This window comes from Pseudomonas sp. TWI929 (genome assembly GCF_039673335.1).
In the GTDB taxonomy this organism is placed as follows: domain Bacteria; phylum Pseudomonadota; class Gammaproteobacteria; order Pseudomonadales; family Pseudomonadaceae; genus Aquipseudomonas.
Genome location: NZ_JBDJLK010000036.1, coordinates 1 through 13,780, shown reverse-complemented (window position 1 = coordinate 13,780; position 13,780 = coordinate 1). Strand labels below are relative to the sequence as shown.

Annotated in this window: 8 protein-coding genes; 1 reads left to right on the top strand and 7 read right to left on the bottom strand. The window is 61.5% G+C overall.

Features of this window, described 5'->3' with window-relative positions:
• Nucleotides 1–66 precede the first annotated feature (66 nt).
• Nucleotides 67–861: a tetratricopeptide repeat protein gene (locus ABE456_RS15950; RefSeq protein WP_346644774.1), complete on the bottom strand. Its 795-nt coding sequence runs from the start codon at nt 859–861 to the stop codon at nt 67–69.
• A 208-nt stretch (nt 862–1,069) separates the two neighbouring features.
• On the opposite strand from ABE456_RS15950, the gene ABE456_RS15945 reads away from it, so the two are divergent.
• Nucleotides 1,070–1,630 (top strand): WYL domain-containing protein, encoded by a 561-nt coding sequence (locus ABE456_RS15945; protein ID WP_346644773.1) that lies wholly within the window; start codon nt 1,070–1,072, stop codon nt 1,628–1,630.
• A 102-nt stretch (nt 1,631–1,732) separates the two neighbouring features.
• Here the strand turns inward: ABE456_RS15945 and ABE456_RS15940 are convergent, their stop codons facing one another.
• From ABE456_RS15940 to ABE456_RS15915, 6 genes are all read right to left on the bottom strand, one after another.
• The gene (locus tag ABE456_RS15940; RefSeq protein ID WP_346644772.1) at nt 1,733–2,596 is read right to left on the bottom strand and encodes an ABC transporter permease; all 864 of its coding nucleotides are present in this window, start codon (nt 2,594–2,596) and stop codon (nt 1,733–1,735) included.
• 14 nt (nt 2,597–2,610) lie between these two features.
• On the bottom strand, nt 2,611–3,474 hold the full coding sequence (locus ABE456_RS15935; RefSeq protein ID WP_346644771.1) for an ABC transporter ATP-binding protein: 864 nt from the start codon (nt 3,472–3,474) through the stop codon (nt 2,611–2,613).
• A gap of 6 nt (nt 3,475–3,480) precedes the next feature.
• Nucleotides 3,481–4,500: an ABC transporter substrate-binding protein gene (locus ABE456_RS15930; protein ID WP_346644770.1), complete on the bottom strand. Its 1,020-nt coding sequence runs from the start codon at nt 4,498–4,500 to the stop codon at nt 3,481–3,483.
• Between the two features lie 17 nt (nt 4,501–4,517).
• Nucleotides 4,518–5,417, bottom strand: a complete 900-nt coding sequence (locus ABE456_RS15925) for a TauD/TfdA family dioxygenase (RefSeq protein WP_346644769.1) — start codon at nt 5,415–5,417, stop codon at nt 4,518–4,520.
• Between the two features lie 198 nt (nt 5,418–5,615).
• Nucleotides 5,616–5,957, bottom strand: coding sequence for a tryptophan synthase subunit beta (locus ABE456_RS15920; protein ID WP_346644809.1), 342 nt, complete (start codon nt 5,955–5,957; stop codon nt 5,616–5,618).
• 244 nt (nt 5,958–6,201) lie between these two features.
• Nucleotides 6,202–13,780: immunoglobulin-like domain-containing protein (locus tag ABE456_RS15915; RefSeq protein WP_346644768.1), on the bottom strand; the 7,579-nt coding region annotated here is incomplete at its 5' end.

Genomic DNA, 13,780 nt, shown 5'->3' with positions numbered 1-13,780 from the left:
AAGCTATGCGCGGCACCTGTAAGAGCGGGTTCACCCGCGAAGAGGCCCAGGCAGGCAGCAGAAAGTTCAGGGCTGTATCTGGTCTTCCAGCTTCATGGTCAAGGCCAATGTACTGCCCATCTGCACCGCCCGGTCCCGCCATTCCTGGTACCGCACCTCGTCGCGGCTGCTGAAATGCACCGCCAGTTCCTCGGCTGCCTGCACCACCCCCGCTGCTGCCGCCAACTCCAGCCAGTAGAGCGCGGCCTTGAGGTCGGTCTCCACATACAGCCCGTGCATCAACCGGTAACCCACTTCAAAGCGACAGCGCGCCTCGCCCCGCTCGGCCCCGCGCATGAACCACTGGTAGGCCTGCACCAGGTCGACTTGCCAATCCAGGTCGCCATCGCACACCTCCTCCTCATACAGGTCGCCCAACGCCGCAGCGGCATGCAGCATGCCCCGCTCGAAGGCCTGCCGGTAACACTCCGCCGCCTGCACGTAAGAGGGGTCGATACCCTTGCCAAAGTAATGCTGCTGCCCAAGGTTGAACCAGGCAGCGGCATTACCCTGCAGAGCTGCCATGCGTAGCAGGTGCCCGGCCAGCGCGGTGTCGGCACGCCAGTACTTGCCGTTGAGCCAGATCCAGCCAAGGTCGTTGAGCGCCGCTACGTTGCCTTGCAAGGCCTGGCGACGCAGGTCTAGATACACCGCCTGCAGGTCACTGGCCTCATCCAGGCGGCTGACCAGCAATGACCGCTGGCTCGGCACCCCTACCCCGGCATACAGCCGCTGTCGCCGCCCGACAAGGGCCGGTGGGGCAATGACCCGCTCGGGTAGAAGACGGGCAAGCAGCGAATGGATATTGCTGGCAGCAGACATGTTCATCCTCATTGAACGACACACAACCCCAACCTTCGGTTGTGATGAGGCGTGATTCTGCGTGACGTCACGTCAAAACCTGTCGCGAACGATTCGGCACAAGGCAACCAAATGCGACTTCCTTGATCTGAGCAGGCTGTGGCCAATTGCCATACACCCACATGTGCCGCCATCCTATTGCGGCAAGCCTAGACAAGGACGTTACCTTTTGCCGTTCGCCACCACTCGCGCCACCCTCAGCCGTCAGTGGGCGCTGCTGCGCCAGCTGCCCAGTCGCTCTCCAGGCACTACCAGCGCCGAGTTGGTGTGGCGCCTGCGCGATGTGGGCTTTTCTGTCAGCAAACGCACCGTCGAACGCGACCTCAATGAGCTGTCGCTGATCTTTCCGCTGGAGCGCAATGACAAGAGCATCCCGTTCGGCTGGCACTGGTCGGCGAGTGCCGTGGGCGAGTTGCGCGGCAATTTCGACCTGCTGACGCACCTGCGCGGAGATGCACTGCAACCAGCTCAGGGTGAAGGCGTGGAACTGGTGGCGCGGATCAGTGATGCGCTGGCGCGGCAGTTGCGCGAAGCGCCGCTGAGCAGCGACATGCAACTGACGGCGCTGGAGCATGGGCATCGGTTGCGGGCTACGGTGAGTGATGGCTGGCCGTTGCGTTGGTGGCTGTTGAGCCATGGCGATGGGGTGGTGGTGGAGCAGCCTGCGGGGTTGCGGGAAGAGATTGGCAAAATCCTGAGCAATGCGGCTGCGCAGTACCAGAATCTATAGCCTGTACCGGCCCTATCGCCGGCAAGCTCCCACAAGAAGCCCACAAACCTCAAGGCCTGTGGAGTACCTGTGGGAGCTTGCCGGCGATAGGGCCAGTGCAGGTCAGCGCTGCATCCCCCAGCGCCGCACGGTCAGCCGCTCCAATGTATTGAACACCAGCCCTTCCACCAGCAGGCCAATCAGGATCACCACCGCCAACCCGGCAAACACCTTGTCGGTGTACAACTCGTTACGGTTCTGGAAGATGTACCAGCCCAACCCGCCCTTGCCACTGCTGGCCCCGAACACCAGCTCGGCAGCGATCAGGGTACGCCAGGCAAACGCCCAACCGATCTTCAACCCCGACAAAATCGAGGGCAGTGCCGCCGGCACCAGGATGTGCAGCACCAGCCGCAGCCCTTTCAGGCCATAGTTGCGGCCAGCCATGCGCAGTGTCTCGGACACGCCGAGAAAACCTGCATAGGTATTCAAGGCCAAGGCCCACAGCACCGAGTGCACCAGCACGAAGATCAGGCTGTTGTCACCCAGCCCGAACCACAGCAAGGCCAAGGGCAGCAGGGCAATCGCAGGCAATGGGTTGAACATCGAGGTCAGCGTACCCAGCAGATCACGGCCCAATTGGGTCGAAACCGCCAGGCTGGTCAGGCCGAAGGCCAGGACGATGCCCAGCACGTAACCCTTGAGCAGTATCACCAGCGAGACGCCGACCTTGGCCGGCAGTTCTCCGCTGATCAAGCCATCCCACAAGGCAGCGGCGGTTTGCACGAAGCCTGGCAGCAGCAGGTCATTGCCCTGGTAGCGGGCAACGGCCTCCCACAACACGGCGATCACCAGCAGGATAACCGCCTTGCGTAGCCAGCCTTGCTGCCACAAGCGCTGGGCCAAGGGCAGTTGGCGTTCCACAGGCACACTGAGCAGGGGCTGCAGCTGCACCTCGTATTCCTGGCGTACAGGTGTAGTGGCCATGGCTGAAGCTCCTGTCAGTAAGCGATGCGGATATCGTTGAAACCAAGGTCGTCCGGCTGTTCCGGAACATCCGCCTCATCGAACAGCAAACGATGGATACGCCGGGCACTGGCCTGGAAGTCGCTGCCGCCCAGGCTGCCCAGGTTGTACTGGTGGCTGTGCACCTCGGCCCGTACCCGCCCCGGGTGTGGTGACAGCAGCAGGATGCGGTTGCCGACCACCAGCGCTTCTTCGATGGAGTGGGTGACAAACAGCAAGGTGAAGCGCACCTCCTCCCACAGCAGCAGCAGTTCTTCCTGCATCTTGCGCCGGGTCAGCGCGTCGAGTGCAGCGAACGGCTCATCCATCAGCAAGATCTTCGGCTGCATGGCCAAGGCCCGGGCAATCGCCACGCGAGCCTTCATTCCGCCCGACAGGGTATGCGGATAAGCCTCGGCGAAGGCGGCCAGGCCGACCTTGTCCAGGTAGTGCAGCGCCCGTTCCTCGGCCTCGGCGCGTTTGAGCTGGCCAGACACCAGCAGCGGGAACATGACGTTTTGCTTCACCGTTTTCCACGGTGGCAGTTGGTCGAACTCCTGGAACACCACGATGCGGTCGGGGCCTGGGCCGCGGACCGGCTGGCCCTGCAGCAATATCTGCCCTTCCTGTGGCTGGATGAACCCGGCCACGGCCTTGAGCAAGGTGGACTTGCCGCAACCGGAGGGGCCGAGCAGTACAAAGCGGTCGGCACGATCGACTTCGAAGCTGACCTGGTGAGTGGCGCGCACCACGCGTTGCGCGGTGCGGTATTCGAGGCTGAGGTTATCCACCTTGAGCAAAGGCGGCGTGGCGACAGGGCTCAGGTTGCTGGCCGTGTGGCCTGGCAAAGGGGCGGTCATGATCGCTCAGCTCCCCTGCAACGGGCGTTCATCCTGGAAGAAATAGTCCTTCCACGATTCCGGCTTGTGCTTGATGGCACCTACCCGATAAAGGAAATCGGCCAGCTTGTACGTGTTCTTGGGCGTGACGGTGAACTCGTACTGCGGGTTGTCGATCAGCTTGATCAGCGCGTCGCGGTCGATCTTGGCCTTGGTCACGCGGATGTAGGTGTCGGCGGCAGCAGCCTTGTCCTTCTGGGCGAAGTCTGCGGCTTCGGCCAGGGCGTCGACGAAGGCCTTGTAGGTTTTCGGGTTGTCCTTGCGGAATTTTTCGGTGGCAAACAGCAAGGTCGGCGAGTTGGGGCCGAGCAGGTCGTAGCTGTTGAGCACCACATGCACGTCCTTGTTGGCCAACACCTGGTCCTGGAACGGCGGGTTGGAGAAGTGCCCGTTCAGCTCGGTGCCACCTGCCAGCAACGCGGCGGTGGCATCGGGGTGCGGCACGGCCAGGGTGTATTTGTCGAGGCGGTTGTATTCCTTGTCGCCCCACTGCTGGGCGGCGGCATACTGCAGGAAGCGCGATTGCACCGAGACGCCTACCGCCGGCACGGCGATGCGGTCCTTGTCGGAAATATCGGCGATGGTCTTCACATTGGGGTTGCTGCTGACCAGGTAGTACGGGAAGTTGCCCAGCGAAGCCACGGCCTTGACGTTCTGCCGGCCCTTGGTGCGGTCCCATACGGTCAGCAGCGGGCCAACGCCGGCACCGGCGATGTCTACCGAGCCGGACAGCAAGGCGTCGTTGATCGCCGAACCACCCGAAAGCTGGGCCCAGTCGACTTCGATGTCGATGCCCTGCTCCTTGCCGTGTTTTTCGATCAGGTGCTGGTCACGCACCACGTTCAGCAGCAGGTAGACGATGCCGAACTGCTCGGCGATGCGGATCTTGCCTTCTGCTTGCGCTGCGGCGGGGGCTGCCAGGCTGCCGACGACCAGGCTTGCACCTAGGCCGATGCTTGCCGCCAGGCGGCTGATGGATTTGCGCATGATGGTTTCCTCAGTCGTCAGAACGGGGCATCGCCCTGGATGGTGGTGCGGTACAGCTTGCGCCGCAGGTGTGCGGGGCAGCCGGTGGCCAGGTGGATCAGCGAGCGGTTGTCCCAGAACACCAGGTCGTCGGGCTGCCATTGGTGGCGGTAGATGTTCTGCTCCAGCACGCTCAGGGCGTACAACTGTTGCAGCACGTCGCGGCTTTCGTCATCTGGCAGGCCAACGATGCGGGTGGTGAAGCCTTCGCTGACGAAAAGCGCCTTGCGGCCGTTTTCCGGGTGGGTGCGTACCACCGGGTGGATAACCTCCTGTACCTGAGCCAACTGCTCGGCGGTCAGGGTCGGGCGCCAGTTGCCTTCGAATTTGGTTTCGGCATAACGGGCCGTGTAGGAGTGAGCGGCACTGCGGCCCTCGACCACTTTGCGCAGAGCATCAGGCACGGCGTCCCAGGCTTTGTGCATGTCGGCGAACAAGGTGTCGCCACCTTCGCTGGGCAATTCCTGGGCATGCAGCATGGAGCCGAGGCTGGGCAGCTCTTTGTACGACAGGTCCGAGTGCCAGAACTTGCCGGCATCGCCCAGGCCGATGTTCTGGCCGTTTTCGATGATGTTGGAAACGATCAGGATTTCGGGGTGGCCTGCCAGCAGAAACTGCTTGAGCACGTGGATTTGCAATTGACCGAAGCGGCGGCTGAAAGCGATCTGCTGATCCGGGCTGATGCGCTGGCCGCGAAACACCAGCACATGGTAGTCGAGGTGGGCGCGATGGATACGGGTGAAATCCTCGGCGTTGACCGGTTTGGCCAAATCCAGGCCGATGATCTCGGCGCCTGTGGCACCGGAGAAGGGGCGGACTTCGAAGCGTTGCGGCTGGGCGCTGTCGATGGTCGACAAGGCGTTCGAGGCGGCTGACATTTTTCACTCCCACGCAGTGCGCGACTTCAATGGCGCGCAACGATCAGAAACGCACGGGGATTTCCCGTGTGGGTTCAAGTCGTGCGGCGCATCGATTGGTCGACGGGTACGCAGTGGAAGTAACTATAAAGTCATAAGAGAAATATTTTAAATACCATTAAAGAATAAACATAGCACTGGGGTTGGGCTGAGCCGTGCTCAGATCAGCCCGCCCTGCTCTTCTTCCTCAATGAGATTGGTCAGGCTGCTGAGCGCCTTGCGCGCGGTGGAACGGTTAAGCAGCTTGGCCTGCGCGCCGGGGGGCAGGTCGGTGATCTTGAATACGCCCTTGGCGGTCAGTACGTCGATCAGGTCCTCGAGCACGCGGATCATGTCCAGGTCACTTTGCTTGAGCTGGTTGAGGCTGTTTTCCACGACGTCATCGGCAAACCATTCCTGGATATCGGCATGGTCGGCGGGGAGCATTTCGGTGAACTGGTCAAAAGCGGCTGCTTCTACCCGCAGCAGCTGGCCGGCGGCGTCGCGTTGCACGTAGAACATGGCGGTATCCCTCGTCACGTTGGTTCCTGGATGGTAGACAGCAGCATAGGCAAAGATCACCGGGCACGCAGGCCCGGCGCCAGAGTATGCGCTGTCGGAAGATGGCAGGAAAGAGCCATGGCCGCTGCGCGGCCAATCGCCGGCAAGCCGGCTCCCACAGGGTCCGCACAACCTTGAGGGGTTGCACAGTACCTGTGGGGGCTGGCTTGCCGGCGATCGGGCTGCAGAGCAGCCCGCTAGCGCATCAGTTGTCCTTGTTGTGGATGATGATGGTTGGGTCAGCACCGCTGATCAACGAATTGATCGTGGTGTTGGACCAGTTCACCCCTTCCAGCTTGATGGTCACGTCAGCGTTGGCGGTACCACCGGCGGCGTTTAGCTTGCCTTCGCTGCTGACTTGCAGCGTAGTCGTGCCTTCCACTGTGGTGAGCTTCAGGTAGTTGTCGATGGTGCTGCCTTTCTCGTTCTGGAGCAGGTCCTTCAGGTCGATACGGTCACCCTCGGCCACCTTGAAGTCCTTGATCACGTCATTACCGGTATCGCCAGCCTTCCACACGAAGGTGTCGGCACCACTGCCACCGGTCATGGTGTCGTCGCCCTTGCCGCCAAGCAGGATGTCATTGCCTTCACCGCCGAGCAGGATGTCTTTGCCCGCGCCGCCGATCAGGATGTCATTGCCCTTGCCGCCGTCGAGGGTGTCGTTGCCGCCCTGGCCGAACAGAATGTCATTGCCATTGCCGCCGTTGAGGATGTCGTTGCCATCGTTGCTGCGCGAGACATCGAATTCGCTGACGTGCTCGACGATGTACTTGTGCAATACGCGACCGTCGACATCGCCCAGGGCCACCCCCAACTGGCCTGCGACATAGCCCTGAATGGCTTCGACACCGTTGCCGGCGACCGAACCGAAGGTCACCAGGTCACCGAAGATGATGTCGTTGCCATCACCTCCGTTGACGGTGTCGTTGCCCGGCACCGTAGCTTCGCTGTGGCCCAGGATCGCTTCCGCCAGCTTGCTCGGGTCGATATTGGTCTGCGGCTTGCTATCGGTGTCGTAAGGCTTCAGGTCGTTGAAATTGACCGCGCTGTTGAGGCCGATAGCCTCCACGCCAGACAGCTTGGACAACAACAGGAAGCTCTGTTGGGAGTTTTGGTCCACGTAGTAGTCGTAGTAGGAACTGGCTACGTAAGAGAACTCATAGGTCCCGTCACCCTGGGCATGCAATTGCCCGGAAGCATCACTGTCGCTACGCCAGTTGTTGTTGTTGCTGCTGGTCTTGTACTCGGAGGTCACGTTGCCTTTGGCATCGATGCTGAAGCGGTTGTTGGTACCTACCAACTTGTCGGTGACTACGTCGCCCAATTTGTAGTTGATCGATTTGAGCGCGGCATCCAGCGTGGTGTTGGTGTTCTTGAAGACGGCGTCGTACTCACCGCTCATGAACCTGTTCGGCTGACCGTCAGTGATGAAGAACGTCTGGCGGCTACCGGTGTTACCGGCATCCTTGAGTTGCTGGAACCAGTTGGCGGTAGTCTTGAAGGCGTCCTCGTAGTTGGTCGTCCCGTCGGAATACATCGCATTGAGTGCTTTGTAGAGGCTGCTCAGCGCGTTCTTGTCGCCCAGGTTGACCGAGATCGTACTGTTCACCTGGGTGGAGAAATCCACCAGCAGGATGTTCACTGTGCCGGATTGTGCGCCCTTGACGCTGTTGGCCAAGGTATCGAACACCGACTTCAGCGAGTTGCGCGCGGCATCGACCGCACTGCCCATACTGCCCGAGGTGTCGACGATGAACGCAATGTTGTAGTCCTGACCCGGCGTTACGTGCAGGCCACTGATGTCGGCAACAATGATGTCGCTGGTGACGGTGCCGGTGAACGTGTCGCTGTCGGTGGTCAGGTTGGCGGTAGTGTAGGTATCCGGATAGACGGTTACCTTGATCGTGCCTTCATTGGTCGCCTTGCTGGAGCCCACGCTCTCGGTGGCGGTCGAGGTAACCTTCACGTCGAACTGGCCCTGGTAGTACGCAGGCGGCTTGATGCTCAGGCCGTTGAGGTTCCAGCCGGTGACATCGACCGAGGTGGCACCGACGGTAACGGTATGACCGGCGCCATCGCTGAGCACCGAGCCTGCCGGAATGCCGTCGAGCTTGACGGTCAGGCTTTCCGAGCCGTCGGTGTCGGTCAGGTTGGTCGAGATGCCGACCAGCTTGACAGTGCCGTTCTCCGGCCCTTCGTTGAGCTTGTAGCCGTCGTAGTAGCCCTGGCCATCGCTGCCGTGCAAGTCAGACACGGAAAGCCCGGCGTTGCCCATGGCAGTCACGTTCGGGTACATCGGGATGGCCGAGCTGTTCAGGTCGGTCACCGGGCCGTTACCGACCTTGACGTTGATGTCCAGGCTGCCCGGGCCGGCCTGGTTGGCGTGGTAGATCTCCAGGGTGTAGTAGCCGCTGACGAGCGGCGTATAACTGCCGGAAATCGTGCCGTTCGCGCCCCAGGTGGCGCCGACCACGCTGTCTTTGCCGATGTAGACCTGCAGGCTGTCATCGGCGACGCCGCTGAAGGTGTAGGTCTTGCCCGCTTCCAGGTAGATCAGGCCGGAGGTCTTCGAGCCAGTACCGGCGGTAACGCTGCTGCCCGAATCGGCACTGGTAACCTGCTCGGTCTTGCTGGCACTGCCGGAGTTGGCAAACACGGTCTTCAGCGCAGCACCGCTGATGCCGTTGCCGTTGGTGCCCAGGCCGCTGAGGCTGTTCCAGGTTTCCCGGGTCAGGCCGAGCGAATCGGGGGTGTTGCTACCGATGTTCAGGTCAGGCTTGTCGGCCACAGGCGCGATGTCGACCTTCAGCGTGGCCTCGCTGCCCGCAGCGACACCGTCGGTAGGCTTGTACTTGATCTGGGCGTAGTCGGCCTGCTTGTTGCCGATGCCGCTACCGCCGTAGCCGTCGATGCCCGACTCGTTGAGTTTCGGCACGAAGCGCAGGTTGCCGGCAGCGATGTCGGCCTGGCTGACGGTCTGGTTCTGGGCCACGTTGACCCAGGCGGTGCCATTGAACAGCTGCAGGGAACCCGCAGGCAGCTGGGTGAAGGTCAGGCCCAGGCTCGACAGAGCGCTGTCGACGTCGGAAACGTTGAAGTCGCTCCAGCCCAGCACCAGCGGCGTGTCTTCGAAGCCGCTGACGGCGCCGCCTGTAGCGACCGGTGCGTCGTTGACCGCTATGACGTTCACCGTGGTAGTAGCGGTATTCGAGGTGTTCACGCCGTCGGTTACTGTCACGGTAATGACGCGCGGCGTGGTGCTCGGGTTCTCGCTGCTATTGATGAAGGTGATGTTCTTGATCGCCTGGATATAGTCGGCCAGCGTTGCCGAGCCGCTCAGGGTCAGCACTACCTTGCCTTCGGTGGTGTTGGCGTTGATCGAGATACCGTTGACACTGTTGCCCAGGTTCAGCGCATCACCCGGTTGGCGGTTGGTCAGGGTGACCGTCGCACCGGTCAGCCTCGAACTGTCGAAGTCGGTAATGGTGACGTCCACATCGCCGATCGACACACCGCTGCCCGGCTGGTTCTCGGTGAAGGTGGTCTGGTAGTCGGCACCGGTCTTGCCGCTGGAGTCGTTGCCATCCAGGTCCAGAACCGGAGCCGGCTCGAAGATCTGGGTAGTCACGCTACCGGCGCTGCTGCTGATGTCGAGCCTCTCGAAGTTGCCGCCAGTGGCCGAATCGATCTTGACGGTGAAGTTCTCGGTACCCTCGGTGACGTTGTCCTTGGCGGTCGGGATGATGAATGTTGCCTGCGTGTCATTGGCCTTGATCACCACAGTGGCCACGCCGGTGAAGTCCACGCCATTGGTCGCAGTGCCGGTGTAGGTCAGTTTGACGGTGACGTCGGTCTCGGCCTTGTTGGTCAGGTTCAGTACGTACGTGGCGTTGCCACCTTCGGCGACGGCAGTGCTACCGCTGATGCTCAAGGTGGTGGCCTGGATAGTATCCGTGACCGCGGTGACCGCCGCTGTTTCGCTAACGTTCAGTTTCTCGAAGTTACCACCGCTGGTTTCGGTGATCTTCGCCGAAACGTTGCCTGCGTCGATATAGACGTCATCGGTTGGTGCCGGAACGGTAACGCTACCGGAGAGCTTGCCCGCTTCGATGATGATGACGGCGTTGTTGCTGAGCTTGATGGTCATGTCAGTGCCGGCCTTGTTGGTCAAGGTGGCGATATAGGTGATCTGGCCACCTTCTTCTACGGTCGGCGTGGCGCGCAGACTCAGGCCGGTTGGGTCGATGGTGTCCTTGATCTCAACGCTCGCCGAAGGCTTGGTCAGGACCAGGTTCTCGAACGGGCGACCATTCGGCACGCTGGTGCCGGTGATGCTGACAGTCAGGGAACCTCCGTCGACATAGACGTCTTCGCCCTGTGCATCGTTGGTCCAGATCGCAGAGGTCTCGCCTTTCACGATGACTACCGACTTGCCTTCACCCAGCTGCACGGTCAGGTCCTGGTCCAGGGCCTCCTTGATGCTGATGGTGAAGGTCGGTTTCTCGTTCTCGAAGACCGAAGACTGGTTGGCAACGATGCTCAGCTCGACCTTGTCGCCATGGTTGTTCTCGCCTGGGGTGCCCACGCCGGGTTCGTCGACCACTTTGGTGCTGGCGGCCTTGTCGTCCAGCTTGAGGTTTTCGAAGCGGCTTGCGCCTGGGCCATCCACCGACTTCAGCGACAGGCTGACGGTGGTGTCGCCGATGTACACGTTGTCCGGAGCGGCCACAGTCACGCTGCCGCTGGTTTGGTTGGCCGGTACGGTGATGGTGGTTTTGCCGTCACTCAGGGTGAAGGTCAGGGCACCGTGGTTGTTGATCGGCAAACCAGTCGGGCCGGTCAAGGTGACGGTGTAGACGATGCTGCCGCCTTCGGTCACTTCCGGCGTCGCAGTCAGCTTGGCCACGACCTCGGTCTGGGTATCCTTGATCTCGACGCTCGCCGAAGGCTTGGTCAGGACCAGGTTCTCGAACGGGCGACCATCCGGCACGCTGGTGCCGGTGATGCTGACAGTCAGGGAGCCTCCGTCGACGTAGACGTCTTCGCCCTGTACATCGTTGGTCCAGATCGCAGAGGTCTCGCCTTTGACGATGACTACCGACTTGCCTGCACCCAGCTGCACGGTCAGGTCCTGGTCCAGGGCCTCCTTGATGCTGATAGTGAAGGTCGGTTTCTCGTTCTCGAAGACCGAGGACTGGTTGGCAACGATGCTCAGCTCGACCTTGTCGCCATGGTTGTTCTCGCCTGGGGTGCCCGAGCCGGGTTCGTCGACGACCTTGGTAGTGACCGCAGTCTTGTCCAAGGTCAGTTGCTCGAACTTGCCGACATCAGCGCCGGTAACGGTACCGATCGACTGCACCACAGGCGTATTGCTGCCGGTGTAGACGTTGTCCGGAGCCGTGACGTTGATCGAGCCGGTAGCGGTGTTGGCCGGCACCGTGATGACAGTCTTGCCGTCGCTCAGGGTGAAGGTCAGCTCGCCATGTTTGTTGATCGGCAGGCCGTCGGCGTTGGTCAGGGTGATGGTGTAGGTGATTACCCCGCCTTCGCTCACGGACTCAGTGGCCGTCAGGGTCGCCACCACTTCGTCGATGGTGTCGGTGACTTCAACGGTCGCCGCGCCACCGTACTGCAGGTTTTCGAAACCGGCACCGGTAGCGTCAACCGCTTCCTTGATGCCAAGGCTGATTTCGCCCTTGTCGAGGTAGACGTCGTCGCCCTGCTCAGCATGGGTATACGGTTCGCTGCTGAGCTGACCCGCCTTGATGGTCACCACCGCATCGTTGCTCAGGGTCACGAGCAGGTCATGATCCAGCACGGTGTTGATGTGCACGGTGAAGGTCGGTTTGACGTTCTCGGCCACCGATTCCTGGTTGGCGGTGATGGTGACCAGCACCACATCGCCCTGGTTCTCGTGGCCTGGGGTGCTCGCGGTGCCCGAGCCTGGCTCGTCGGTCACCGTGGTGCTGACCGGGGTCTTGTCCAGGGTCAGTTGTTCGAACTTGCCGACATCAGCGCCGGTAACGGTACCGATCGACTGCACCACAGGCGTATTGCTGCCGGTGTAGACGTTGTCCGGAGCAGTGACGTTGATCGAACCGGTAGCGGTGTTGGCCGGCACCGTGATGACAGTCTTGCCGTCACTCAAGGTGAAGGTCAGCTCGCCATGTTTGTTGATCGGCAGGCCATCGGCGTTGGTCAGGGTGATGGTGTAGGTGATTACCCCGCCTTCGCTCACGGACTCAGTGGCCGTCAGGGTCGCAACCACTTCGTCGATGGTGTCGGTGACTTCAACGGTCGCCGCGCCACCGTACTGCAGGTTTTCGAAGCCGGCACCGGTCGCGTCAACCGCCGACTTGATGCCCAGGCTGATTTGGCCGGCATCGTTGTAGACGTCGTCGCCCTGCTCGGCATGGGTGTACGGCTCGCTGCTGAGTTGACCCGCCTTGATGGTCACCACCGCATCGTTGCTCAGGGTCACGAGCAAGTCGTGATCCAGCACGGTGTTGATGTGCACGGTGAAGGTCGGTTTGACGTTTTCCGCCACTGTATCCTGGTTGGCGGTGATGGTGACCAGCACCACATCGCCCTGGTTCTCATGGCCAGGGGTGCTCGGGGTACCCGAGCCTGGCTCGTCGGTCACGGCGGTGCTGACCGGCGTCTTGTCCAGGGTCAGTTGTTCGAACTTGCCGACATCTGCGCCGGTCACGGTATCGATCGACTTGACGATCGCCGGGTTGGTGCCGGTGTAGACGTTGTCCGGAGCAGTGACGTTGATCGAACCGGTAGCGCTGTTGGCCGGCACGGTGATGACAGTCTTGCCGTCGCTCAGCGTGAAGGTCAGTTCGCCGTGCTTGTTGATCGGCAGGCCATCGGCGTTGGTCAGGGTGATGGTGTAGGTGATCACCCCGCCTTCGGTAACCGAAGGGGTCGCAGTCAGCTTGGCCACCACTTCGTCGGTGGTGTCGGTGACTTCAACGGTCGCCGCGCCACCGTACTGCAGGTTTTCGAAGCCGGCACCGGTCGCGTCAACCGCTTCCTTGATGCCCAGGCTGATCTGGCCGGCGTCGTTGTAGACGTCTTCGCCCTGCTCGGCGTGGGTGTACGGCTCGCTGCTGAGCTGACCGGCCTTGATGGTCACCACCGCATCGTTGCTCAGGGTCACGAGCAAGTCGTGATCCAGCACGGTGTTGATATGCACGGTGAAGGTCGGATTGACGTTCTCAGCCACCGAAGCCTGGTTCGCACAGATGGTGACCAGTACAACGTCACCGTGGTTCTCGTGGCCCGGAGTGCTCGGGGTACCCGAGCCTGGCTCGTCGGTCACGGTGGTGCTGACTGGAGTCTTGTCCAGGGTCAGTTGCTCGAACTTCCAGGCATCAGCGCCGCTGACCGCGTCGATAGCGTTTACAACTGCCGGGTTGCTGCCGGTGTACACGTTGTCAGGCGCAATGACGGTGGCCGAGCCGGTAGCCGTATTAGCCGGCACCATAATCACGGTCTTGTCACTCAGGGTGAAGTACAGGGCCGAGTGGTTGTTGATCGGCAGGCCATCGGCGTTGGTCAGGGTGATGGTGTAGGTGATCACCCCGCCTTCGCTCACCGACTCGCTGGCCGTCAGGGTCGCGACCACTTCGTCGGTGGTGTCGGTGACCTGAACGGTCGCCGCGCCGCCGTACTGCAGGTTTTCGAAGCCGGCACCGGTCGCGTCAACCGCTTCCTTGATGCCCAGGCTGATCTGGCCGGCGTCGTTGTAGACGTCTTCGCCCTGCTCGGCGTGGGTG